Raw genomic sequence first — 26755 nt, forward strand, 5'->3', positions numbered from 1 at the left:
GATGGGACGAGGCTGAAGCAGCAGCAGCCTACCCATCGTCATTGGCCTTGGGGGAGAGAGACTCGGTCACGACGGCGCCCGGGGCGCAGGCGACGATGCGGTCGACGAGTTGAAGTTGGTGAGTTTGCCGGTTGGTCGCCGCCGCCTGAACTGTCAGCACCTCACGCGAAACGTCGACGGTGAAATGATCTTTCTGATACACGAGTGAAAAGCGCAAGCGTGTCCAGCGGGGGTAAAGACGGGGGCGGATGGCGAGGCGACCTTCGTGGCGCCCCACCCCGGCAAAGCCGAAGACCGTTGTCAGCCAGGCGCCTCCGCAGGCGGCAGGGTGTGTGCCCCCCATGAAAATGGTGCCGGCGTAGAGCTTGAAGTCGCCCTTCAAGTCGATGGACGCGGTCTTGATAAAGTAGCGGTAGGCCTCCTCCAGCCGACCGATCTCGGTGGCCGTCAGCGCGTAGGCGCAGGCGCTGAGGCTGGAGCCGTGCTCGGTGCGGGGCTCGTAGTAGTCCCAATTGGCCTGGACGATCTCCGGCGCGAAGCTTTCGCGGAAGAGATACATCATCATGATTACGTCGGCCTGCTTGATCACCTGGGTCGGCACTGCCAGCCCCTGCCCTGCCCCGAGATATTCGTTGGGGTGGATCTTGCGCGAGGTGACTTCTTCGATCGAAACGTCGTCGAGCTTGAAGTAGCCTTCGAACTGCTCGATGAGCCCGGTTTGCGGGTCGGGCTCGGGCACGTAGGCCTCGCGCAGCAGCACGGCATAGGCGGGCAGCTCATCGGCGATCTGCAAGCGCTCGATCAAGGCTTCCAGCGCATCCGGATGCTCGGCGCGCAGGTGCTCCACCAGCTCCAGCGCGATGCGAAGCGTCTCGTAGGCCACCCGGTTGGTAAAGGCGTTGTTGTTGACGCGCTCGTGGTACTCGTCGGGCCCGATCACGTCGAGAAACTCGTAGCGGCGCTTGTCGGCTTTGTAGTAAGCATACGAGTAGTAGAAGCGGGCACATTCGAGGATGACATCGGCCCCGCCTTCCAACAGCAGGCTGTCGTCGCCTGTGACGAGGAAGTGCTGCCACATGGCGATGGCAATATCGCCGCTGACGTGGATCTGCTTGTCGCGGAAGTGGGTGCGCAGCTCGCGCCCGGTGTGGGGATCGCCCACGTTGAAGTAGCTGCAGGCGTCGTCGCCCGTCTCCTGGCTCTCCCAGGCGTAAAACGCGCCCCGATAGCCGGGCCCTTCGGTCTGTGCCTTGCGGCGGGCACCGTCGAGTGTGTGGATACGGTAGCGCAACAGCTCGGCGGCAGCTTCCGGCCAAGTATAGAGAAACATGGGATACATGAACATCTCCGTATCCCAGAAGATCGCGCCCTTGTAGACCTGCCCCGACAGCGCCCGGGCCGGGATCGAGTTGGCGCTGCCTTCGACCGGCGCTGCCATCAGGAGCTGCAGGATGCTGAAGCGCAGGGCGAGTTGGGCGTCATCGTCGCCCTCGATCACCACATCGGCCCGTTCCCAGCGGCGCTGCCACTCCGCCCGGTGCTCGGCGAGGCACGGTTCGAAGCCCACTGCCGCCGCTGCGCGGACCATCTCGACCACGGCTTCGCGCGGAGAGGCTTCCAGCGAGTCGTTGCCGGTGGCCACGGCAAAGAATTTATCGAAAGTATACGTTTTGCCGGCTTCGGCCTTGATCTGCCACGTGTGCAGGTTGCGGCCTTCGCTCACTTCCTGCTTGCCGTCGGCAAGGGTGTGGACGACGGCTTCGGCCACCGCCACGGGGATGCCTTGTTCCTGCGTCTTGCCGTGGACCAGCAGCACGTCGCCTTGGGTCGCAAATTCGAGCCCCGGGAGGTGCGGGCCGTTCAAGTCCCAGATGTTGCCGTCGATCCCCGTGCGGATCCGCAGCGAGGCAGCCGCATCGCAGGTGACGGTGTAACGCACGACCCCGAGGTGGGGGTTGGCCGCACTGAGGAAACGCGTCGACTGGAGGGTGACGCCCTTGCCGTTGACCTGGAACACCGATTGGCGTGAAAACACGGCGGCGGCGAGGTCGAGGGCCTGCTCGTGCCGGGCGCAATCGCCCGACGCCAAGGTCAGCTCGACCCCATCGACCGACACGGCTGTGTAGCCACCGTTGGGCGCGTTGACCGGCTCCCGCCAGGCCTCGCCCACCCGGTCGAAAATCCCGGCCAGGGTGACGCCGACGTGTTGCTCCGGCCCATCCTCGTCCAGCGTGCCGCGATAGCCCATGTAGCCATTGGCGATCTGGAAGCGGATCTGGCGGCGCATGAGGTCTGCCGCGTCTCCGCCCAACTCGGATGTACTAATTTTCCAGTGTTCCATAAAAAGTGAAGGATCAAGCCAATGGCTCTTCGTCGCGCACCCTCAACATGAGGGCTGCCGCGAGCACCATGGAGGCGCCGCCGAGGACGAGGGCAAAGATGGCGTGGCCGTGAAAAAGCGTCCGCACCAGCAGGCCGAGCACCGCTGCGGCCAGGATTTGCGGGATGACGATGAAGAAGTTGAAGATGCCCATGTAGACCCCCATCTTGCGGTAGGAGACCACGCTGCTGAGGATCGCATACGGCATCGTGAGCAGGCTCGCCCAGGCGATGCCGAAGCCGATCATGAGGCCAATCAGGAGGAAGGGCTCGCGCACCAGATACATGGCGGCCAGGCTGACCCCGCCCAGCACAAGACAGATCATGTGCGTGTAGACGCGGCCAATGCGGCGTGCGAGCACGGGGAGGAGAAACGCGACCACGGCGGCCGTCCCGTTCCAGACGGCCATGAGGACCCCCACCCAATTCGCGCCCTCGTTGTAGGCGTCGGAACGTGGATCGCTACTACCGAAGTGGTAGCTGGTGACCGCCGAGGTCGCATAGATGAAAAAGGCGAAGAGCGCGAACCAGGTGCACATCTGGGCGAGCGACAGTTGCCGCATGGGCCCCGGCATGTTGTTCAGGTCGTGCATGATCTCGACCAGGCCGTGCTGGTCTCCCCGGGCGCTGCGCCAGGCGGCGAGCAGCTGCAGGAGGCCGTAGGCCACCGAGCCGACCGAGAGGATATACTGCCCCTTGTCCCACGACAGCAGGTTGATCAGGGCCGTGAAGGCGACGCCTACGACCATCAAGATCGTGCCGGTGACGACGTAGCGCTGGCGGTCGAGGGAGATGACCGCCGCAGGCTCTTCGGGGGTGGCCGCCTCCCGATTGAAGCTCTCCAGCTCTTCGGGCGAGTATTCCCGCACCTTGAAGACGGTCCACATGACCGCCAGGAAGTAGACGATACCGCCGAGGATGAAGGCCCATTTTACCGAGTCTGGCACGACGCCTTCGGGCGCGGTGTTGGACATCCCGAACACATTCGTGAGCAGGTAGGGCATCAGCGAGCCCAGCACGGAGCTGGCACCGATAAAGAACGTCTGCATCGCGAAGCCGGCGGTGCGTTGCTCGTTGGGCAGCATGTCGCCCACAAAGGCGCGCATCGGCTCCATCGTGATGTTGATCGAGGCATCGAGGATCCAGAGCATGCCGGCGGCGAACCAGAGGTAGGGAGAATGCGGCATCACCAGCAGGCCGAGCGAGGCGAGCACGGCGCCGATCAGGAAGTAGGGCTTGCGACGCCCGAGCCGGTTCCACGTCTTGTCGCTGAGGTAGCCGATGATGGGCTGCACCAGCAGGCCGGTGACGGGGCCCGCGATCCACAGGATCGGGATCTCGTCGATCTTGGCCCCGAGGGTTTCGAAGATGCGGCTCACGTTGGCGTTCTGCAGCGCAAAGCCGAACTGAATGCCCACGTAGCCAAAGCTCATGTTCCAGAGCTGCCAGAAAGAAAGTTGAGGTTTCCGTATCATCATGGGGTGTAGCGAAACCGATGATTCAGGACGCGGCACGCTTGGAGTGAACCAGCTGCGCAAGTTCCTCCAGATTTGTCTCCGCGAAGTCGCTGAAGACGATGTCGGCCCCGTTCTCGCGAAGGGCTTGGGCGTTGTCGCTGCGGGCCAGCCCCACCACGAGGGCAAAGCCGCCTCGTGCGCCGGCCTGGACGCCCGAAACGGCATCTTCGACCAGCACGGCCCGCGTCGCTTCGACGCCCAGCTCGGCACACGCGGCGAGGAAGGTGTCGGGGGCGGGTTTGCCGGGCAGCCCGCGCTCGGCGGCGACCAGGCCGTCGATCACGACTTCGAAGAGCTCGCCGAGGCCCGTCTTGGCCAGCACCACCTGCGCGTTGCGGCTGGAGGTGACGAGGGCGATCTGAATCCCCTGCGCGGGCAGCTCGCCGATCAGGTCGAGCGTGGATTCGTAAAGCGCCACGCCGTCGGTCTCGATGATTTCGAAGAAATAGGCGTTCTTCAGGTTGCCGAGCGCCCCTACCGTCGCAAAGCCCGGGGCGTCGTCCAGCGAGCCTTGCGGCAGCTCGATGCCTTGGTGGGCGAGGTAATGGCGGATGGCTTCGAAGCGCGGGCGACCGTCGATGTAGGCCAGGTAATCGTGCGCGGCATCGAAGACTTTCGGCTCCTGCGGATGCTGCGCGTTCCAATGGGCAAAGAACGCGTCGAAAAGGCGTTGCCAGGCTTGGGCGTGGACTTCGGCAGTCTGCGTCAACACGCCGTCCATGTCGAAAACGACCGCGTCGAAAGCAGGTGGAGAAATGGAATCAGGCGCTGCGTCGGCAGCAGAAAAAGACGAATGGGCCATGGGGAAACAGGCACAAAGGGGGTGAAAGGGGATCTCCGGGGGCTTGCCAGTCAAAGGCTCAGGCGGAGTAGCGGGGCTGATGTCTCCATTGAGGAATAAATCTTGGCAGAAGCACACTTCACCCTCAGTTTATGTAAACTGCTTTATGTAAACCCAACTCCGATGATGACAAACCGCCCCAGCCTACGAACCATTGCCGAAATCACCGGCGTCTCCAAAATGACCGTATCCCTCGCACTCCGTGACCACCCCCGCATCCCGCTCGCCACCCGCGAGCGGATCAAGCGCGTGGCCGCAGAGCAAGGCTACCAGGCCAACCCGGAAATCTCCCGGCTGCTGGCCGCCGTACGCAAGACCAACATCGACGAGCGCGGCCTGCCGCTGGCCTGCATCACCACCGGCGCAGCCCCGGGCCTCTGGCGCGAATCGCCAACCGAGTCCGCCTATTGGGAGGGCGCCTGCAAGCGGGCCAAGACCTACGGCTATTACGTCGAGGAATATTGGCTCGAGCAGCCCAGAATGAAGCCGCAGCGCTTGAGCGACATCCTCTGGAACCGCGGCATCAAGGGCGTCATCATCCCGCCCGTGCTGCGCGTGCTCACCGGCACGAACCGCGATGTGCGGATGGAGCTCGACTGGGCCCGCTTCTGCGCCGTCACCATTGGCGACCCGCTCACGTCGCCGGAGCTCAACCGCGTGGTGCACGACCACTACGCCTCGATGCTGACCGCCATGAACCGGCTGATGGAGCTGGGCTACCGGCGGATCGGCCTATGCCTGCACGAGCACATGGACTTGACCGTAAACCAGCGTTGGCAAGCCGGCTACCGCGTCTTTCGCACCAACCACCCAATCGAACGTTTCGAGCCCCTGATCCGGTCCAAGCTTTCGGCCGAAGCGGTGCGCGACTGGATCGCACACAACCGGATCGATGCCATCTTGAGCGCCGGCCACAACATGCCCGAGTTCTTCCGGCAAACCGGGATCGAGATCGGACGCGATGTGGCGTATGCCGACCTCGACCTTTACCCTGACGCTCCTCAGCACCGCAACGTGAGCGGCATCGTCCAGAACTCGGAGATGCTCGGGATGGCCGCCGTCGACATGACCGTGTCGGCCCTGCAGCGCAACCAGACCGGCGTCCCCAAAGTCCCCTTTGTCACCCAGGTCCGAGGCACCTGGATCGATGGAAAAACCACGCCTCCCGTCAAGCCCGGCTGAGGCTGCACCCGTAGATCACACGCCTGCAGCCCTGCCCCTATCCCCTACCCCTATGCATCCCTTCAGTAACCCTCCACCCCGGCGGCACCACCCCCGCCTTTTTGCCCCCTTGCTGGCCACCTTTGCCTTTGTGTCGCTCGTTGCAGCGGGCGAAGACGTGACCAAGCTGGGCCTCAGCGGCGATGGCACCAGCGACAATACCGAAGCGCTGCAGGCGCTGCTGCGCGACGGCCCCTCGTCGCTCTACTTCCCCGATGGCAGCTACCTGCTCGGCACCGTCGAAGTCCCGGCCGACCGTAAACTCGAATTCTCCCCCGAAGCCGAGATCGTCGTAAACCCGGAGAAGATCACGGAGAAGAACCTCTTCGTCGTCACGGGCGACAACGTCCAGTTCGAAGGCCTGCACTACGACTTTGCCTGGAACGGCGCCGGTATGGAAGAGACGCCCGTGCACAATCTCGTGTATGCCGAAGACGTCGAGTCCCTCACCGTCAGCCAGTTCGAAGTGGTCAACAGCGATGAACGCGGCCTCGTGCCGCTGGAAAAGCGTGCCCGCCGCGGTCGCCTGCTGAATATGGACGGGACGGACCCGAAGGCGAATTACAGCCACATCAAATATTACAACGCGCAGCGCATCATCCTGGCGAAAAGCAGCCGCGACATCATTCTGGAGGACTCTGGAGCCTCCCGCCTGCACGCCATGATCGAGGCGATCCACTGCGCGAATGTGACGGTGCGCGGCAATCACATGGTCAGCGGCAATGCGATGACGATGTTCCAGGAAGGCGGCGAAACCCTGCGCCACCACGACAACTGGTCGCGCGACGTCAAGTATCAGGTCGTGTGGTTTGGCGGCTCTCCCGACCCGAACCGCAAGCCCAAGGAAGTCCCGCAAGGCACCTCGCGCGTCGTCTACCGCGACATCAAGCACGACGACCCCGCCTACAATCGCCACACTTCCGGCGCCTTCGACGTGATTGTGCAAAACAACTACGCGGAATACGGCAACACCCTCGCGTGGGGCAACAAGGCCCGCCAGGTGGTGATCGACAACAACATCGCGCGCTTCATCTCCGACTACGCCTACGGCACCGAAGGCGGCGAGAACATCGTCTTCTCCAACAACATTTCGATCAACTCCACCGCCGGCGGCATCGTCTCGATGTATTGGGGCGAGAAGCTGCTCATTACCGGCAACCTCATCCTCGTGCGCCATGAAGACTGGTCGCCCGAATGGAGCTGGTGGGATCAGGCCGGCAAATACCTCGGGCCGTTTGTCCGCCTCCACCACGGGCCCTACAGCGAGCAAGACCCCTACGGCGCAGGCACGGTGCACATCAGCAGCAACCTCTTCGTCAACGAGCTCTCCGGGCGGTCTACGCCGCTGACGATCCAGGCCAGCCGCGACATCACCATCAGCGACAACAAGTTCATCAACGGGCGGGTCGACAAGTTTGGCGCCGGCAGCGTCTCCGTGTTGAACAACGAGTTCGTCTCGCGTCTGGGCTTCGACGACCTGGCCATCAGCGTGCGCGGCGAGGTGGAGAAGGCCATTATTCGCGGTAACACGATCCACAAACAGGCCGCATTGGCAGCCGCCAGCACCGCCGAACAGGAAGCCGAGCAAACCTCCGTGCCCTACCTCCTCTTCACCGAAGAAGATGCCCCCGTGCGCGAAGGGGCCGAAGACCAGATCACGAAAGCCAAAGAGGCCAAGCGCGGTCTGCCGGCCATCTCGCTCCAGCCGCAAGGCGAATTCTTCGGCCTGGTGGAAGACAACGCCGTGATCGGCTGGGACGCTTCGATCTCGGTCGAAATGCCCTCCAAACCCGGCGCCAACATCATCGTGACCGACAACACTGTCGACGGAGAGGTTTCCGGGCCCAAGCAAAAGAACTTCAAGGCGCTCAACAACCTCGACATCAGCGGCAACTAGGCAAGTAAACGCTGTGTATTAAGTGCCCTGCAACTGGGCCGCAACTCACTTGAGGGCGATTTCGTAACTACGGAATCGCCCTTTGTATGTCCCGCTTTGGGCGGGGCAACAATGTGCGCGCACCCTTCCTTGCCCATTGGTGGGGAGAGTGGTTATCTTGAGGATACCCCGCTCATGAATCGCGATACTCCTCCCCTCTACCCCATGGCGGCTCGGCTCCTGTCCGCATTCCTGATTTCGGCGCTGTGCCTGCTCCCGCTGGCCTTGCCCGCCGCAATCGACCGAGAAGCTTTGGTGACGCGCCATAACCCGCAGCTGACGGCGGTCGATTACGATGCGCCGCTGACGGTCGGCAACGGCAACTTCGCCTATACGGTCGATGTCACAGGGCTGCAGACTTTCCCTGCAGCTTACCACCGCCAGGGTGTGCCGACGGAAACGCTCTCCCGCTGGGCGTGGGTAAGCGATGCAAATCCGGAAGGCTATCAATTGTCGGACGCCTTTCGGGAATATCAGCAGCCCGATGGTCGATGGCAGGGCTACCCCACCGCGAGCGGCAGCCCTGCAGGCCAATGGCTGCGCAAGAACCCACGCGTCCAGCCCCTGGGGCAAATCGGGCTGGCGTGGGCCGGCGACAAGCCTATCGCGCCCGACGACATCAAGGATGTCCGCCAAACGCTCGATCTCTGGCATGGAGCGATCCACAGCCGCTACCGCCTGGAGGGCGAAGCGGTAACCGTGACCACCGCCTGTTTGCCGGATGAGGATACCATCCTGCTGCGGCTCGAATCGGCCTTGGTGGGCAATGGCGTGATCGGGATTCGGTTTGCCTTCCCTCGCGGCTACGATCCGGCCATCAAGAATACGCCCGGGTTCGACTGGTCGGAGCCGGAGGCACATACCTCAACGCTGCAGAACGGTCGGCAGATCCTCCGTCGAGTCAACGACCTCACTTATGCGGTTTCCACCAGCCGCACGATGGAGGCAACGGCGGAGCCTCATGTGTTCATAATCCACGGTGAGCCAGGGCAAAACGTGCTGGAAGTGGCGATCCATCTGGGGCTCAAGCCGCTGGAGGATGTCGCGGTAGACTTCGAGCGCGTCGAGCGCCACTGGCCGGAGTTCTGGCGCACGTCGGCGGCCGCAGACTTCTCGGGCAGCACCAACCCCTTGGCCGCTAAATTCGAGCGGCGTATCGTGCTGTCGCAATACCTGATGGCGGTGCAGATGGCGGGAGACGTGCCTCCCCAGGAAAGCGGGCTGACGTGCAGCACCTGGTATGGCAAGCACCACACCGAGATGATCTGGTGGCATGCCGCCCACTTTGCCCTTTGGGGCCACCCGGAGCTGTTGAGCCGCAACCTCGACTGGTACGTCGCACGGCTGCCGGAAGCGCGCGCCTTGGCCCGCGAGCGCCGGCTCGACGGGGCCCGCTGGGCCAAGATGGTGGGCCCGAAGCTGCGGGAAAGCCCGGGAGGGAACCCGTTGATCGTCTGGAACCAGCCCCACCCCATCTACCTGAGCGAACTACTTTACCGCCAAGCGCCTACCCCCGAGACCTTGGAGCGCTACGGCCAACTCGTGCAGGAAACGGCGGAAGCCTTGGCCTCCATGCTTTGGCTCGATCCAGAGCGCGGGGAGTATGTGCTGGGGCCGCCCTTGTGGATCGCCCAGGAGATCTACGACCAGCGCATCAGCCAAAACCCGCCCTTCGAGCTGGCGGCGTGGCGCTGGAGCTTGGGGGTGGCCCAGCAGTGGCGCGAACGCCGGGGGCTGGAACGCGATCCCCACTGGGACGAAATTATCGCGCAGCTAGCCTCGCTCCCCACCAAGGATGGCAAATACGTGGCCATGGAGGCCCAGCCCGACACGTGGGACAATGTCGAAAGCCGTCACGACCACCCCAGCATGTTGATGGCGCTCGGAGTGCTCCCCCAAACCGATGCGGTCGACCCGGCCACGATGGATCGAACGCTGGACGCCGTGCTCCAACATTGGGATTGGGAAACGAAGATCTGGGGCTGGGACTACCCCATGATCGCGATGACGGCCACTCGGCTCGGCCGGCCGGATGATGCTGTCGAAATCCTGCTGCGAGAAGGCCCCAATAACGGCTATCTGCCCAACGGCATTTGCCCGCAACGCGTCATCGGGGAAGGCGCGCCGGGCAACCCACGTTACGACATTGCCGCCTATTTCCCCGCCAATGGATCGTTTCTGGCCGCAGCGGCGCTCATGCTTGGCGGCTGGGATGGAGCCGACGAGGCCCACCCCGGCATCCCACAAGATGGCACCTGGGAAGTGCAGGCCGAGGGCTGGCAGGCGTTACCCTAGAGCCAAAGAGAGGCAAAGACCTCAAACGCCAACAAGATACAGGTCTTGAAACGTTGGCTTTGCGCTGCTATCTCTTTTCGTAGCTGCCATGGAAACGACTTCCTTACTCCTGCAAAGACAACGCGAAGTAGTGTTGAATTTTTTCATCAGTGCTGCTCTGAGTACCGCCGCAATGTATGTCAATGTCGCGTTCTTCCCGGAAGAAGCGGTATTTTTCAAGCTCGTCGTTTTCGCGGCCCTGCTCCCCGTCTTGTTCAGCGCCTACCAGTGGGGCATTGCCCGGGGCTTCAACCGTGAGAACTGCAGCCCGCTGGAGATGGTTTTGCGGCACGGGGTGATCCTCTACATCGCGTTCATGTTTACCTGCACCGTAGCCGGCCTGATTACGCTGGCGGTGTTTCATTAAAAAACCCGCCCTGCGCCAAGGCAAGGCGGGGTGGTTTCACAAGGTCTGCGATCGCCTACTCGGCCGGGATCGTGACCAGGAGATCCAAGAATTGCGTAGCTTCGACGCTGAGGGGTTGCGTGGAGCGGACGAGCACAGTCTCCGTCCCGTCCCCGTTATCCGTGGCGGCAATTTCTACGGCGTCCAAAACCTCCTGGAAGCCTGGAGCAGTGGATACGCGGACGGAAGCCACCACATCGCCCAGGTCGCTTCGTCGGACAAAACGCACCGCGGGGAAGGTTGCTTCACCTTCCGTGACCGTCATCAACTGAAGGTCCACCTCGCCGGCTTGGTGAGGATCGAGCCCGAGGGCGAACTTGAGCAGGTTCGGGATGCCATCGCCCGCCGGGTTGTCATGAGTGCCGTCTTCCCCTTCCGACAGGCCTTGCTGATACGCCCAGTGCTGGAAGGCCGCGCCCGGCCCCACCCCGGTAACCTGCAACTGCAGCCCGCTTTCGTTGGAGACCAGCTCTCCACGCAGCTGGTTCGAGGGGGCCAACGAAAAGTCGCCCGCCTGCAGATCGGTCGTAGCGGCCTGGACGACCGGATAAGCCTGTCCTCGGCTCATGCCTTCCCGAGAAGCGAACTCGATGAAATGCGGGCCCGCATCACCCGTCAAGTGGCTCACGGAAAGGGGGGAGCCCTCTCCAGATGGAACGAGCAGGGTGCTGGCAGCCTTCAGTGTGAGGGTGCCGCCGATATTCCCGTCGCCCGCGATCTTACCTCCGCTATTCACGACCACATTACCGGCGGAAAGCGCTCCCGTGACCTGCAGCACACCCGCATCGACGCTGATCGTGCCGGTGTAGGGGCTGACGCTGGTCAGTTGGAGGATTCCCGCCCCGTCTTTGACGATCGCGCCTTCGCCGCTCAGCATGCCGTGTAGCGTGATCATATGGGGAGCGCCTTCTTCATCGCCTGCCGTAAGGCGCACCGAACCTGCGGGCGGAAAATCGAGATCGACCGCACTCTCCCAATCTGCAGTCGCGCCCAGCATGCCCGACGACAGCTCGACCAACGTCGTCATGCCGCTCGTCCCGTTTTTGGCCAGGCCGCCGGAGCCGAGATAGACCGCGCCTCCGTCGAGCCTTACCTCCACGTTACCAGCGTCGACCGTTTCGTCGTAGCCCAACACCAAGGCCGGGAAGGTGCTCACGCCCCCGCTGAAGTTGATCTTAACGACATTGTTGGCGTTCGAGCCGTTACGCTTCGAAAGGATAAGCCCTTCCGCGTGGCCGACGTTGAAGCGGCCGCCGGTGACGCGCGCCACCGCACCACGACCAGAGGTCACCTGATTGGCGAGGATCGCCGGGCCAGTGATGTTCAACTCGCCGCCTTCGACCGAAAGAGCGGACCACGAATTGCCGGAGGGGATCGTCAGAGTGCCGACGTTGGCCACCCCACCCTGCACAAAGAAACCGGCGCGGCTGAAGGTGTTGGCCTCCGTTTCGGAATTGGAGGTGCGCTGCAGGCGGATCTCGCCAATATTGGCGACCCCACCCGCCACCTTTACCACTCCGTCGCGGTTGCCCTTCGTGGTGATGAGGTTGATGTCGGCTCTGCCAGCATAGACTTGCACGCCGGATTGGCCGCCGTTGTCGAGCGTGATGGTGCTGGGAACCTCCAGTTCGCCGCCGTCGACTTGTAACTGGGCGCTGGTGCCGATAGTCACATTTTCAGGGGCATAACTGCTGCCTTCACCAAGTCGGAAATATCCGCTGCTGGTCGGCATCGTCAGGTCTCCCTCAATGTTGATAGGCTGGTAAAACCACGCCGTCCCGCCCCCGGTTTTGGTCAGCCCTTGATTTCCGGCCAAAGGCACGGCGATCTGGGCGGGCGCTTGCAGGCTGGCCGCCGCCACCGTCGCGGCAGAATCGCCTTCGGCACCGCGATAGCCAGCCTCAATCGTGGGGGTGCCGAGAGATTGAAGAGTCAGCACGTCGGTCTCTTCGTTTTCGCTGGCCAACGTCCAGCTCGCCACGGTGTCCACATCTGCGTCGTTGAAGAGCAGGCGGCCTACCGTGCGCGGGCTGTCGAGCACCACCGTGACGTCTTCTGCCAGCTCCAGCGAACCGAAATCGGCCGTGGTGCCCACGCCCCCGGGCACCGTGCCGCCTTGCCAATTAGCGGGGTCGCCCCACTCGCCATCTTCGAGCGACTGTGTCCAAACGCCGCTGCCCACCAGCCGCATCGCATAACTCTGGCCCCCGGTGTAGCTTCGGCTGCTGGCCTGGTTGCCGGCAAAATCCCAGACGGTGGAGTTCTCGGCGCGATCAAGGCGAATGCGGCCGTCGCCACCGGCTCCAGTCACCGTGACGTCGTAAACGCTGTCGCTGATCGGCGTGACGGAGGCAATGGTGCCGGTCATGCCCGAGCCTTCCAGCGAAAGTGCCAGGTCGTCCACGTCGAATCCGGTCACGGCTTCGCTCCAGGTAACCCGATAGACGAGTGTGCTGGCCGAAGTGGCGGAGGATGCGGGTTGGTAACGCACGAGCGACGGGATCGTAGGGCCGGTCCGGTCGACCGTGACCGTAAAGGGCGGCGAAGCCGGGCTGGCGCTGCCTCCCGTTGTGGCAGTGGCGCGGTAGGCGTAAGTGCCTTCCGCCAGCTCCCTACTCGTCAAGTCGAGCATCCAGGCGCCGCTACTATCGGCGGGCACGCTGCCGACCAGCCCAGGCTCGCCTTCAAGGCGGATCTCGACGGTGCTGCCGGCGGGAGCTGTGCCTCGCAGGATCAGCGTGTTGTCGCTCGTCAATTGGTCGGAGTCCGAGATGCCGGTATCACTTTCGATCAATGTAAAGACAGGAGCTGCGAGGCTGGTATCGACGGCAAAGGCCGCCGAATCTGCCCCCGCGTTGCCCGCCAAATCGGTCGCGCTGGCCAGAAACTCGTGCACCCCTGCCGAAAGAGCTGCGCCGGTATAAGGCGCGCTCCACAGGCCACGCCCATCGGCGGTCGCGGTCGCCACGACACTTCCCCCAACCGCGCGCACTTCCACCGTTGCTCCCGGCTCGGCCGAACCCTGAAAAACGGTCTCTGGAGAGACGACGAGGCTGGAGATGACGGGCGCCTCCGCCGGTGTCGTATCGACCTTGACAACGAAGCCGCTTGAAAGGGTCGACTCCTGGCCCTCAATCGTAGCCGAGGCGAAAAAGACGTAATAGTTATCCTCCAGCGCAGTACCCGTATAGTCGAAGGTCCACTCGCCCGCAGCGTTGGCCACCGAGGTACCGATCACGCCCACACCGAGTCGCCGGAGGGTGACTTGGCTATTGGGTATCGCCGTGCCGCTCAACATCAGGGTGTTGTCGCTCGTGGTGCCATCGTCGGCAAAAGACCCTGTGTCGTCCGCGATCGCGGTGATCCAGGCACCTGGGACGCCCGCGTAGGCAATGGCATTGAGGTAGTCTTCGAGGTTGGTGTAGCCGTCTCCATCCGGATCTTCGTTGTGGTCCGGCGTCGTCAGGTCGAGACCGGCGGCCATTTCCCACCAGTCGGGCATCCCATCTCCGTCGGTATCCACCGGAGCCAAGCCACCGGCGACGGTGCCTACGCCGCCCACGTCGTCCTCGTCGAAGATCTGTTGGCCGAGCGTTCCAAACGACAAAGTCTCTTCCACCATGCGCGCGTCTACACTGTCGCGATGCAGGGAAGCGCCCGCGTGCTGCGCGATGTGTTCGAGAGACTCGTGGGCCGTGAGCAAGCGGGCCACGCCCGGATATTCGTAGGGAGTGGCTTCTGAGACCACTTCGGTGAAGTCGCTGGGCGCAGCAGGTAGTGCGTCGAGGGCGCCATCGGGCGTGGCATCCTGAAAGTTACCGGCGGCGTAGGTGTGGAAGTTGAGGTTGCCGCGAATAAAAGCCGGGGTGCCGCCCGTGTCGAAGCCGGCGATAAAGAGATTGTTGATGATGTTGGTGAAGCTTTCGCGGCCCGATTCGCCTCCGCAGATGTAGGCGCCACCCGAGCCCCAGTTGTAGACGACGTTATTGGTAAACTCGTGGGTGCCTTTGACCTTCGGGTTACGCATCCAGTTGTCGGCATACAGCGAACGGAAAACACTGACCGGCCCGGCGGGCTCCATCAGGCCGCCAGCGGAGTGAGTCAACAGGCCTTGGCCCACGATACAATCCTGCAGGGTCACGTTTTCAGCTGAGCCCGTAACGGAAAAGGTCTCATCACGGCCCCAAGAGGCCGACACGTGGTCGAAGATCATGTCGCTACCGGAGGCAATGCCGACCGCGTCGGTCCCGCTATCGCCGTTGATGCCCTGCCGGAAGCGGATGAAGCGGCAGATGGTATTACTCGCATTGGAGAAGGAGACGCCGTTGCCGTAGATGGTGATGCCTTCCCCGGGGGCGGTTTGGCCCGCAATCGTGATGTTGCGGCTGACGGGGATGCGCGACGAAATCTCGATGATGCCGCCAACGGCGAAAACGACAGTACGGTCGGGCGCGCTCACGGCATCGCGGAACGATCCGGGGCCGGAATCGTTGAGGTTGGTGACGGTGTAGACGGAGCCGCCCCGCCCGCCGGTGGCTTGGGCTCCGAAACCTTCGGCCCCGGGGAAGGCCGGGAGCGCAGAAAGTGCGGCCGGGAGGGTGGCGAGGGTTGAGAGGCAGGCAAGGCAAAGCCTGCCGCGAGAGGATGGGATTCTCGGGATAATCATAGGAGTATGGGGGAGTGTTGGGTGTCAAAAGAGACGACCGGCGCCGGGGGGGTGGCCGGTCGTCATCCTGAAATCAGGACGTGTGTCAGGGGCGTTCGAGGGTGGCGGCCATCAAGCCGATAACGACTTCGTTGGCGTGGGAGACGAGGTAAAGCTCCCGCAACTCCTTCGCAGGGTCGAGCGGCAGCGTTAGCACGGTAGCGGCCCCGCCGGGCACGTCTCCGCCCTGCCCTTTGAAGCTCTCAGGCTCAAGCAGGCGCACCTGACCCGTCTTCAGGTCCACGCGTGGCGGCAAGGGCCCGGGGCGGCGGAATTGGTAGTCGTCGATGAAGTAATCCTGCTCGATCGGCCACCAGTTGCTCGGGTTGACCAGCGGTAAGCGGGCTTCGCTTCCGTCGGTGTAGCGGACGACCACAGTGCCGTTTTCGAGTCGGCTCTGCATGTGGTTGGTCGAGCCCGCCATGAGCAGGTGGATGCGGTGAGCGCGACCTTCGAGCGGCACCGTCAGCTCGTTCGGGTAGTTGTCCCACTGCGAGGCAAAGGCGATGTTCTGAGCCTCCGGAGCCGCAGGCGTCGAAAACCAGACACCGTTGGGCATTTCGAGACGGCCACCCAAGGCGCGCAGCCCGGAATCGTCGATCTCGGCCATGGCATTGACGTGCCCAGCCCAGGCTCCGATGCCTTGAGCGGGGATCGCCAGCGACACGTAGGGCGATCGAGGCGAGCGGTACTTACCCGGCGCGAAAATCCCGGTCACGGAATCGTTGAAGCTCGGCGTTAGCTTAACCGGCTCCAGTTGACGACCGCGCGGGAGTGGCTCGCGCCAGTCGATGCCTGAAACGCCGGGAACCTCGGGCGAATCGTCAAGCGGCCAGGCGTGGGCAACCTCGATCGGCGCGATGGCCGACGCGCGCCACTCGATTTCGATTTCCCAGCGGTCGGCGGCGGGAGCCTCAAAGGTCAACCTGGAGATCGGCAGTTCACCCTCCACCTTACTGGCAACTTTGCGGCCATTGACCCGCACTTGAGCCTCCGTCGAGCGCGCGACAATTTTGCCGTGCAGCGTGGTGGGTTGAGCGAGACGGCTGGTCACCGTGTAACGGTCCGTTCCATCCTTGCGCTGGAAGTCGACCGCGACACTCGGGTGGTCAAGGGTCGCATGATCCCAGCGAAGCGGGAGGCCAGGCGCGAAGTTAAGCTTGCCCCCCAGCAAATCCGGTTGCAGGCCGAAGAGCCCTTCGACCAGCGTCCGCGAAAGCACCCCCGAACCGTCGGCAAAATCGCGCTGCGACTCCCGCCGGTAGACGTCGAGGTAATTCATCGAACCGACATTGCCGGGGCAGATGCCCATGAACATACTGGCCAGAATCGCGCTGCGCGTGATGCGGTAGGCCTCCTCTGCTCGGCCTGCCTGCCAGTAACCAAGGGCCGTGTGGACGTTCTCGCCCATGACCACATTGTTGACCGACCACGTGTAAGGCATCCAGCTGGTGCTCGAAAGCACGTGCAGCGGCTCATCGGGGACACCGGGCCCATAGACCGGCAGGTGGGGGATGTGGGCATCGATCCAGCGTGTCATGGCGAGGGCTTCCTCGTCGGTCGGCAGCTCGGCGTCCATCAGGTGATAAAACGACCAGAGGCCCGGCTCGCGGTGCAGCAGCTGCCGCCCCAGCAAGTCCTTGTATTCGGCGAACATGCCGAGCTCGGGCATCCAGAGGACTTCCCGCATCGCCCGCGCAATCAGCTCTGCCTCCTGCGCATAGGGCGTTGCGTCGCGGCCCAGCTTCTCCGCCACCCGGGCCGCCATGATGTTGTGCCAGTAATTGTAAGCGCTGGTGTAGGCGACGCCGCCACCGTGATACTGGAGATCGTCGCTGGCCCAAATGGCGGCGTAGGCTTCGTAGAGCGGGAGCTTGTCGGGGCCATACTCACGGCGAAACATGCGGCGCTCCCATGCGAGGTGGCGCTCGACCGTGGGCCAGACTTCCTCCGCAAATTCCAGGTCGCCCGTCCACATCAGGTGCCGAAAAAGGGCGTCGATGTAGACGAGATTCATGTCGTAGTGGGAGTTGGCCATGTTGCCCTGGCTGTGCAAGGCCGTGCGGCTGCGGGCGAGATTGGTTGCCTCCTCCGGCGGGGCGAGCTGGTCGGGGATCGGTTCGAGGTTTTGCCGCGTAGGCCAATAGGCGAGGTGGCGACGGGCCCGGTCGTGCCAGCCCAACGCATCCATCGCATAGGGGCCGCGCCAACCGAGCAGCTTTGAGCGCCAGGCAATCGCCCCGTGCATGACGGCCCCTTGCGGCTCGTCCCAGACGGCATCCGCCGCCACGTTGAGGGCGGCCACGGCAGCGTTGAGGTAGGGGTCGGGCGTCTCGATCCGGATCTGGCTCGCCAGCTCGGCACGTTGCCGTTCGGCCCGCGCAAAGGCGGCCGCAAGGTTGCCTGGCGTGACTCTGAAATCGGCGGGAGACTCCTGCACGGCATCGTCGGCGGAAGGGGTGCGCACGTCGAGGTAATCCTGCAGTTCCCCAGGCGCCTCGCCTTTGCTCGGGAGACGCTGGAGGCCGAGGTAGAACGGCTGGCCTGCCAAGAGCCTCACTTGCCCCATCAAAACGGGCCGATCAGGCGTAACCTGGCGCTCCTGCAGCAGCGCGCCCAAGTCGTTCCAGGCTTCTGCGGGGGCGAGGTGGAGTTGTGCGCCGGCGGGAAATGCGCCTGCCAGCGCGCCCGGCTTGGCCTCCAGCATGAAGGCAGCCTCATCCAGCGAATAGCGGTTGCCGGCGGCAAACTCGGGCTGCAGCTGGAACCATTGGCTGATCGGTACCTTTTCGGTCCCGATGTCGCCATCGCGCACGCCACGTTGTCCATTGACGCCGCCATAGGCCCAGGCCAGCTCCAGGGAGGCGGGGACGTCGTGCACCGCAACTTGCAGCAGCAGGCCCTCGAAATCGCGCGCAGCCACGGCAGTTAGCTCCAGTCGACCTTTGGGCCCGAGCCAGTGTGGATCGCGGATTTCATAGACCATCGAGCCTGGGCGGTAGCGCGCCTCGATCGTGGCCAGCTCGTGCAACCAAGCCGCTTTGTTGCCTTGGCGCAGGGCCAGGCGGAGATTGCCGCCACGCCCGGGCAGGTAGAGCACGAACTCGGGCCGGTCCCCCGCATCGACGCGGAAGCCGGTATTGCCGCCGTAGAGTGGGCGGTTGAAGAATTCCTCGCCGTTGGTGATGACGAAGTCGTGCCCCTCTGGCGTGTAACGCAGAGGCTGAGCCAACTGCCCCTCCAGGTTGGGGCGCAGACTGCGGCTGCCAGGCACTACCGCAGCGGACAAGGCGGTAGCGGCCATGAGCGCGGGAAGCAGGAAATGAAGAGTAAAACGCATTACGGCATCTCGTTCATGTCTTCGACTTCAACCACCCAGGTGCCATCGTCCGGGAAGCCGGGGGCCTCGCGATCGGGTGCATTCTCCCAGCCAGCTGCCATGAGCCCGACGGCATTGAGCAGCGAGGCGTTGACCGGCAGGAAGGCGACCACACCGTCTGGCTCCTTGGGGCGCCTCACATGTCCGGTAGGCATAAAGCGGGCTTCCGGAGCCGTGTTGGTCAGGATCGCCACCGCCACCTGCGGCATCTCCAGGCGGGTGCAGGTGAGTGCCGATGCTCCCATCGACCAGCTGACCCAGCGGCCCAGATTGTTGGGCGAGCTTTCGGTCACGGCCTTGAATGTGGCACGCATGATCTCGGGGTCGAGCTTGTCGGTCTGGGGCATGTAACCGAAGGCGAGAATCATTGAATTGGGGTCGGGGCGGCCATCGGTGTAGATGCCGTCAAAGGTCTCGATCTCCAGGTATTTGCCTTCGTAAGTAGCGAGAGGGGCGAGGCCTTCCAGCACTTCCTGCCACTGGGGGTCGCGCTCCAGGCCCATGCGTTCGCGCCACTCCTGCGCCAGCTTCAGCGCAAAGTGCCAGTAGTTGAGCTCAAAGGTGGGATTGCGCGTATCGTTCTCGTGGGTGCTCTCGCTCACCGCCTTGATGGGCGGGCCGAGGTTGTAGTAGCCCGTCTCGGGGTCTTTTTGCGCATAGCTGGCGAGGAAATCGGCCGAGGCGAAGACGATGTCGCGGTAATATTCCAGCGTCTCCGGCTTGGGGTCGTCGCGGTAGACCAGCTCGCAGAGGTAAATCGGGTTGGGCTGGTTCCAGATGATAAAGGGGTTGATCCCGCCCGGGCTCGGTCGCCCGTCGATGCCCGACATCTTGGGCCAGCGCACGCCTTTGAAGCCTTGCCGCCGCGCCACTTCCATCCCGGCGGGAAGGATCTTGCGGTACCATTCGAGGCTTTTGGCGAGGTAGCGGGTGCGGCCCCATTCATACCAGTGGGCGCTGTGCCAGAAATACATCTCCGAGTTGTGCTTGCCGAACCAGGTGATGTGCGTGAGGCCGCCTTCCGCCGGTGGGAAGCTGCCCGCGTAGTTCACGCGCATGAGGTATTGCGAGAGGATGATGCGGCGCTCCAGCTCGATCGCACGGGGGTCGGAAGACTTGTTGAGCTGCACTACCCCGCCGTCGGTCCAGTAGTCTTTCCAGCCTTTTTCGCTATCTTCCAGGATTGCCCCGGCACGCTGGGGCTGGCTGGGCCGCTCCGGCGAAAACTGGACGCCGAGGCGCAGGCGATCGCCCCCCTGCGGCGCGAAAACGAACTGGTGGGGCCCCGCCTCGCGCAGCTCGCCCTGCCCATCCGCGCGGATCGCCACATAGTAGCGTGTGCCGAGCGTGTCGCGCTGCAAGAGGTAGTCGCCCGTGCCCTTGCGGCCTGGCAGCAGCTTTGTCTGATGTGCTTCGGGCTGGTCGAAGATCAGCGGCGACTTGTTCTTGATGTTGGTATCGTAGCTGAGCGGGAAACGAAACGAGATACTGAGCCGCCCTTCCACCAATAGCGGGGACTCCACCGCAACGCCCAGGGTTGCCGCATCCGAGCCAGCGGCGGTGACGACCTCAACCGGCTCCCCATCGAGCAGGTAGGTGCTGTGCAGCAAGCCCGTCCAAAGGTCGAGATGTTGATCGATGTCTTCGAGGTCGTGCTCGCGAAGCGGCTCACCGTCGAGGAGAAAGCCGATCTGGCCCAGCGGCACGGGGTGCGGATTCTGGCGGTAGTAGTTACCAGCGGGCGAGCGTTGACGCGCCGGGTAGTCGATCTCGCGCCCGTAGAAGGGGTAGGCTTGGTAGGAATCTTCCAGCGCGAGGTTTTCGGTATTGGGAAAGGCGTGCCAGGCCCAGGTCGAGAGCGTCTCCAGCGGCAGGCCCTCGCGGTAGTAGATGCCGGGCAGGCTCTGCAGCCCGGTGACGTCGGCAGTGAAGGCAAAGTCGCCATTACCGACGGAGGCGGCCGCTTCGGGATCGACGACGGTAATGTGTGGATTGTGGCGCGTAACAAGGGCCTCGCGGTCGATCTTCGCCCAGGCAGGAGCGGCAATCAGGTGAAGCGCCAGGCAAAGCGCAGAGGGTAAAAGGAGTTGGGATGTCATGGGGATTGGCTATTTTGCAGGGGTGAACTGGACGGCTTTGGCAGGCACTTCGGGACCAACCGCGACCGCTTTTTCCGGTGGCGATTGCAACTGGGCGCCCTTGAGGACGATGCCGCCACTCTGCTCGCCCTCGACTTGCAGGAGGGGAGTCTCGGCGTTGGGCTGGCGCGTTTCCACGATTTCGACTTCTCGCGTATTCTTGAGATAAAATGCCGGCCCTTCCTGCGGTTCGATCACGACGTTGCGGGCGGTGATACCTTCGGCGTCGGTCGCGGAGAAGCCGCGTTTAGCCCGGATGTGGACGTTCTCCAGCTTGATGTCGGAAACCGGGCGCTCGGGCAGACCGTCGATCAAGACAGCGTGGTTGGCCCCATCGCACTCGATGTCGCGCAGGGTGAAGTTGCGGAAGTGCGGCGGCACCTGGGTCAGCGGCTTGACGGTGCTGGCACCGTAGAACTCGTTGAGGCGGATGGCTTCGCGCCCGATGTCTTTCATCTTGATGCGCTCGACCCAGAAGTTTTCGACCACCCCACCCCGCCCACGCATCGACTTGACGCGGATGCCACGGTCGGTGCCGAGGAAGTAGCTGTCGTGGGCATACACGTTGCGGACACTGCCCGACATTTCGCTGCCGACGACCACGCCGCCGTGGCCGGCATTGGCGTAAATGCGCCGAATGACAACGTTCTGGGTCGGGCGTCCCACCCGCCAACCGTCTTCATTCAGCCCGGCCTTGAGCACCACGCAGTCGTCGCCGGTCGAAAAGTAGCAGTCTTCGATCAGGATGTTCTGCGATGAATCGGGGTTGATGCCGTCGTTGTTGGGCCCTTCGGTCACAACCTTTACGCCTCTTACGATGAGGTTGGTCGTATAGACGGGGTGAATCGTCCACATGGGGCCGTTGATAAAGGTAACGTTCTCGATCAACACGTTACGGCAGCCGATGAACTGGATGAAGTTGGGGCGCAGGCCGGGAATGTTGTCGCCAAAGATGCGTTCGTTGGGCGGCACGCCGTCGAGCACCATCTGGTAAAGCTGCGCCACGGCTTTGGGCTGCAGGGGGCGGCGCCAGTCCCACCACATCTTGCCCTGGCCGTCGAAAACGCCGTCTCCGGTCACGGCAACATTAGTCGCGCCGTTGACGTAGATGGGCGGGCTGTAGTTGTAAAGTTCCATGCCTTCCCAGCGCGAGAAGACGACCGGCAGGTAGTCCTCCAGATCGGTGCTGAAGAGCACGGTCGCGCCCTTTTCCACGTGCAGCTCGATGTTGCTTCGCAAGTGGATCGGGCCGGTCAGCCAGCGGCCTTCGGGGATCACCACGCGCCCGCCGCCAGCTTTGGAAGCGGCTTGGACGGCATCGGCAATCGCCTGGGTGACTTTCGTCTCGCCGCCGGCTTTTGCACCGTAGTCGCGGATGTTGAAGGTGCGGTTGGGAATGGCCGGGACTTCAAGGTCCGGCATTTCAAAGTAAGGGCTGAGGTCGGTATAGCGCTCGGTCTGCTCGCCGCAGATCTGGGTTGGGTCGATGCCCCAGAAGTCGGTATGGTCGGGCGGCAGCTGCTGGGGCTCGGCCCAAGCTGAAGTGAACGAAAGGGCGGCAAGCACGCACGCCACAAGAGGTAGTCGGAGGGGATTTAGCATGGGTCGGGGTATTCGGTAAAGTAGCGGAGGCAAAAGGCGCCCGCAGCCGGGTAGAAAGCTGCGGGCGCGCCTCGAGGAGACCAGCCTTAGAAGCTGAGGGTGGTGGTGAGGAAGAACGTCCGGGGCTGCTGGATGCGATAGACGGAGGGTGAACCGTCGGGGTTGGCACGAATGACCTTCAGGCCGCCGTCTTCAAAGGCATCCCGCACGTTGAGCTGGATCTTGAAGCCGAAGCGGTCGTTGAAGATCGGGCGCGAGTAGGAGGCCCAGAAGTCGAAGTAGTAGTTATCGTCGTCCCAGATCGGGCGGCTGGGGTCGTAGCGGTCGATGATGCCCGTATCGGGGTTTTCGAGCCCGTAGTAGCCGATCGAGGCCTTGTCTTCCCAACGAACCGACCCACCGATGCCAACGCCATCCAGCGGGCCGTCGATAAAGCGGTAGTTGGTCAGCAGCGACCAACGCCATTCGCGGATTTGAGGGCGTGAGGTGCCTTGCGTGGCGGTCAGCAGGCGCAGCGGCGCTTCCACTACGCCGGTATACCATTCTTCCGGCGTGGAGCCGAGCGTCTGGGCCATGTTGGGCCACTGGTGCGTCCACCAGTTTACCGTGGCGGTGTTGTCCTCGTTCCTTACCTGGGCGTTTTGCCAGATGTAGAGGCGGCTGCCGGGCTCAGGATCGTCGAGGCTCCCGTCTCCAAAGAGCCAGCGTTGCGTCGAGGGAGCGACTTCGGACTCGACCGACTTCTGCTTCGTCGCGGTGAACTTGATATTCCAGTTGCGGGTGGGGTTGTAGTCGACCGAGAATTCAATGCCTTCCGCTTCGATCGTGCTGGTGTCGTTAAAGCCTCGACGGTTGTGCAGGTAGTCGACGGAGAGCCCGGAGCGTTCGGCAATCTCGTCGATGTAGGGCTGCGTCGCCTCGCTCGTCTCGTCCCACGCGTCCAGGGTGCCTGGAGCGAGTTGATTCTCCCACTCGATGTCTGCCGTGATCCGGTCGACGATGCCCCAGTCGCCTTCATTTTCCACGCGCTTGGCCCGGCTGGTGATCGTGGTGGTGTCGCCGCCAGAGCGGGCGTTCTCTCTGGTTGCTTCAAACCAGTTGACCTTCACGATCAGCTTTTCCTCCAGCAGGAAGAGCGAAAAGCCGTAGTCTTCTCCTTCCCCTGTCGGCATGGGTAAGGACTGCAGGTAGAGGTCGACCGCCTCTTCTTCGGGCTCGAAGTTGTCGGACTTGTTGTAGTGGAAGCTCAGCCAGTCGACCGGACGCACCACGACGCCCATGGTTTTGGTGGTGCCGGAAACCTCGCTGAAGTAACGGTCGTCCCAGGTGTTCAAGGCGTAGTCGATGCCGCTGCGATAACCGTAATCGTTGATTACGGGGCTGAGGGAGCGACGGCTCGTCTGCGTGTCGTGGCGCCAGCCCATAGTGGTAATGATACGGTCTTTCCAGAAGTAGCTTTGCAACGCCCCGGCGTAGGATTCGAGCTCGAGCTCTTCACGGTTTGCCCCGTGCAGCAGCAGGCCTCCCATCGTGTTTTCGTAGACCCACTCCCCCATCGGCCGCCCACCCGCCACCGGATAGGTGGGGTCTCCGTCGCGGACCAGCTGGTTGTTCGCGTCGAGCATGGGGGCGAAGTGGCGCACGGTGGAGACGTATTGCTGACCGATGACCCCACTGGGGTACTCGTTGCCGGGCGTGGCGGGGCTGGAGAACGTAAAGACCGGCCCGGTGCCGTACTGCACCTGCGCGTCGTTCCCCACGTAGAAGATCCGGTTGAACGATTTTTGCACGTTGCCGCCGCCGTGCTTGTTGCTATTGGGGCTACTGATCCAGTCGTGGTAGGACGTGATGGCCTCGCGCCAGCGATAGGACTCCGTCTCGATGCTGCGGTATTGGCCGAGGCCCATCAGGTTGTGACGCCCCAGCCACTTCGACCACCCCTCGTTTTTGGTGAAGTCTATGTTATAGGCAACGGTCCCGCGGATTGTATCGTTGATCTCAAAACGGTCGTTGAGGTCGGGTTCCCAAATTTCGACGTAAGGCTTGAGGAAATAGGGGTTGGGCGTGCCATCGAGCAAGGTCTCGTTGACATCCACAAACAGGCTGGAAGCGCGTCCATTGAGCGAGGTGGAGGTGCGGCGGGAAAAATCTTCGCGGCGGGCGGCCACCTCCACGAACAGGTTGTCGAGGATCTGCTGCTCGAGTGTCAATTCGTACATCTCGGCGTCATCTTCGCCCAGGTTGCCAGAGAGGAGGTTCACTTCTTCCCAGTCGTAGATCGATTGGTCGCTGATCCCCGGCGAAATGAAGAGCGGCGACTCGTATTCGTAGGTATTGGAAACCAGCATCTGCTCGACCTCCATCTTCGACTCGGCGATGTTCTTTACCGCCAGCCGCTGCTGCATCCGGATGGGCTGCTGCGGGTTGCCATTGACGCTGTAATAGGCACCGTTGTCGACGAGGAAGGTCGGGCGGGTCGCGTTGGCCTGCGGGATCAGCCCATTGTTGGACGCAGCCAGGACTGCATCGACGGAGGCCGACGAAAGTGGGATCTGCTGCCCGTTGAGCGACACCATCATCGTAGATGGGTTGAAGGTGGGGCTGCCTGCCTCACGCCAGGGCGTCACATAGTCCTGAGGCGTGACGACGGTCGCGCGCTGGTATTCGTTGTTGAGGTTCTCATACGAGGCGCGAATCGTCGTGCCTTCGAAGGGCTTGTAGGTGCCGGTGACGAAGTATCGGCGCGTGGTGTCCTCGGTTGGATCCTGCTGGAACCCTTTGTCGTGGTAGACCCCCGCGACGCGGATCGCCAGCTTGTCTTCGATAATCGGCGTGCCGTAGTTGAAGCTCGCCCGAAAGTCGTCGAACGACCCTACCCGCAACGAGACCTCGCCCTTTGCCTCCGCATTCACGTAAGCGCGCATGGTACTGACGTTGACGAGGCCAGACGGGCTCCCGAGGCCATAAAGCACCGAATTCGGGCCGCGATTGATGGTGAGACGCTCAACGTTGTAAGCGTCGACCGGAATTGACCTGAGGCTGATAAAGTAATTCACCCCGCGCTCAGGTGCCGACAGCCCTCGCATCCGGTTGGCATCCTGTGGGCTCTGTTGAGCAGTCTGAGTCACGCCGCCGGAGCGGTCGATTTCGTAGGCGGTGTAGGTGTGGGTGCCCTCTACGCCGGCTTCATAGAGGAATACATCGTTGAGGTCGACGGAGGCCGTATCCTGCAGTTGCTGTGGCGTCACGACCGAGATCGACGATGCCAGATCCGCGATCCGTGAGTTCATCCGCGTGCCGGCCAAGGTGCTGGATGCATAATAGCCGACATCGTTTTCGCCGGTGGTGACTTCAAAAGGGGAAAGGTCGAACACTTCTTCTTCAGAGGCCTGTTGCCCCTGCGCCCACATCATGGGCAGAAGTGTGAAATAAGACATAGCAGTAGCGAGACGCCGCCGGGGTGTGCGGCCAAACATGGATGACAACATAGGGTTTAGTTTGTAGGAGTAGGGTTTAGATTCCAGACCGCCAAGCCCACACTCAAGCGGCTGCCGATTTCGGCAATGACGATCTGGGGTTAAACATTTAGCATCACCTCACGGGACTTGAGACCTCCGAATGCGATTCTGGTATCACTCATATCCGACACCAGACCAGGGGTTGATCATAAAAGCCTCACGAGGTAGCCACATCTTAGTATCCACATTCTAGATTGAAAAATCATTTCTGCATCTGACCGTCCGATTTCGCAAAACACAATCTACGTAAGCTGCTTGCAATAAATTAAATACACTAATATGTGCAAATTCCTGATCCTGCTATCGATAACAATACCTAGATTACAAGACTCAAATAAAAATCTGGAAAATCACCCCAGAATATCACTCTAATTACGCGACAATCCATAAGGATTTCAGCCTAAATAGAAATTTTAAGAAATTGAAATCATTAGAAATGATAAAACGACATACAGGAAGCCTTACATCTTCATGCTCCTGACAACATCACAAACCTTGTCCCATATTGCTAGAATCCTATAATTCAGCAGACAAGAAGACACGAGGCTTGGTTAAAGACGAAAGCCCACAAGAGAAAGACGGTTGAAGCCCACCTTGGCGGCGAGTTCCTGAGGCGCTCAATTGGAGCGCTACGGCCGAGATTTCAACGAACTGTTGGACGATCGTAAACAGCTGCGTTAGTCACATCGTTGCGCAAGCCTCGACCATGCCACAATCACCCTCACCTTAAACTATACCTATCTGCGCAAGTTTTAGATAGACACCGTGCCGCAAATGAG

The 26755-nt window shown here is 62.4% G+C and carries 12 protein-coding genes; 4 read left to right on the forward strand and 8 right to left on the reverse strand.

What is annotated here, in order from left to right; all coding sequences use genetic code 11:
• Nucleotides 1-28 precede the first annotated feature (28 nt).
• The 3 genes from Q7P63_08365 to Q7P63_08375 are packed head-to-tail and all read right to left on the reverse strand — an operon-like array spanning nucleotide 29 to nucleotide 4698.
• On the reverse strand, nucleotides 29-2341 hold the full coding sequence (locus Q7P63_08365) for a glycosyl hydrolase family 65 protein (protein ID MDP0500102.1): 2313 nt from the start codon (nucleotides 2339-2341) through the stop codon (nucleotides 29-31).
• A gap of 13 nt (nucleotides 2342-2354) precedes the next feature.
• A complete protein-coding gene (locus Q7P63_08370) occupies nucleotides 2355-3854 on the reverse strand; it encodes an MFS transporter (GenBank protein ID MDP0500103.1) in 1500 nt (499 codons plus the stop codon).
• Between the two features lie 25 nt (nucleotides 3855-3879).
• Nucleotides 3880-4698, reverse strand: coding sequence for an HAD-IA family hydrolase (locus Q7P63_08375; protein ID MDP0500104.1), 819 nt, complete (start codon nucleotides 4696-4698; stop codon nucleotides 3880-3882).
• A gap of 162 nt (nucleotides 4699-4860) precedes the next feature.
• On the opposite strand from Q7P63_08375, the gene Q7P63_08380 reads away from it, so the two are divergent.
• The 4 genes from Q7P63_08380 to Q7P63_08395 all read left to right on the forward strand — a co-directional run bounded on the left by Q7P63_08380 (nucleotide 4861) and on the right by Q7P63_08395 (nucleotide 10595).
• Entirely contained in the window at nucleotides 4861-5919 is a 1059-nt protein-coding gene (locus Q7P63_08380; protein ID MDP0500105.1) for a LacI family DNA-binding transcriptional regulator, read from the forward strand.
• A gap of 52 nt (nucleotides 5920-5971) precedes the next feature.
• Nucleotides 5972-7855 (forward strand): right-handed parallel beta-helix repeat-containing protein, encoded by a 1884-nt coding sequence (locus Q7P63_08385; protein MDP0500106.1) that lies wholly within the window; start codon nucleotides 5972-5974, stop codon nucleotides 7853-7855.
• A 204-nt stretch (nucleotides 7856-8059) separates the two neighbouring features.
• On the forward strand, nucleotides 8060-10189 hold the full coding sequence (locus Q7P63_08390; protein ID MDP0500107.1) for a hypothetical protein: 2130 nt from the start codon (nucleotides 8060-8062) through the stop codon (nucleotides 10187-10189).
• A gap of 88 nt (nucleotides 10190-10277) precedes the next feature.
• On the forward strand, nucleotides 10278-10595 hold the full coding sequence (locus Q7P63_08395) for a hypothetical protein (protein MDP0500108.1): 318 nt from the start codon (nucleotides 10278-10280) through the stop codon (nucleotides 10593-10595).
• A 55-nt stretch (nucleotides 10596-10650) separates the two neighbouring features.
• Here the strand turns inward: Q7P63_08395 and Q7P63_08400 are convergent, their stop codons facing one another.
• The 5 genes from Q7P63_08400 to Q7P63_08420 all read right to left on the reverse strand — a co-directional run bounded on the left by Q7P63_08400 (nucleotide 10651) and on the right by Q7P63_08420 (nucleotide 25895).
• Nucleotides 10651-15300, reverse strand: coding sequence for an Ig-like domain-containing protein (locus Q7P63_08400; GenBank protein ID MDP0500109.1), 4650 nt, complete (start codon nucleotides 15298-15300; stop codon nucleotides 10651-10653).
• A gap of 85 nt (nucleotides 15301-15385) precedes the next feature.
• Complete coding sequence (locus Q7P63_08405) at nucleotides 15386-18643, reverse strand: DUF4450 domain-containing protein (GenBank protein MDP0500110.1); 3258 nt, start codon at nucleotides 18641-18643, stop codon at nucleotides 15386-15388.
• A gap of 35 nt (nucleotides 18644-18678) precedes the next feature.
• Nucleotides 18679-20817: a hypothetical protein gene (locus Q7P63_08410; GenBank protein ID MDP0500111.1), complete on the reverse strand. Its 2139-nt coding sequence runs from the start codon at nucleotides 20815-20817 to the stop codon at nucleotides 18679-18681.
• A gap of 9 nt (nucleotides 20818-20826) precedes the next feature.
• On the reverse strand, nucleotides 20827-22458 hold the full coding sequence (locus Q7P63_08415) for a glycoside hydrolase family 28 protein (GenBank protein ID MDP0500112.1): 1632 nt from the start codon (nucleotides 22456-22458) through the stop codon (nucleotides 20827-20829).
• Nucleotides 22459-22544: 86 nt separating this feature from the next.
• Nucleotides 22545-25895, reverse strand: a complete 3351-nt coding sequence (locus Q7P63_08420; protein MDP0500113.1) for a TonB-dependent receptor plug domain-containing protein — start codon at nucleotides 25893-25895, stop codon at nucleotides 22545-22547.
• Between the last annotated feature and the right edge of the window lie 860 nt (nucleotides 25896-26755).

Source organism: Verrucomicrobiota bacterium JB022 (genome assembly GCA_030673845.1).
In the GTDB taxonomy this organism is placed as follows: Bacteria; Verrucomicrobiota; Verrucomicrobiia; order Opitutales; family Oceanipulchritudinaceae; genus WOUP01.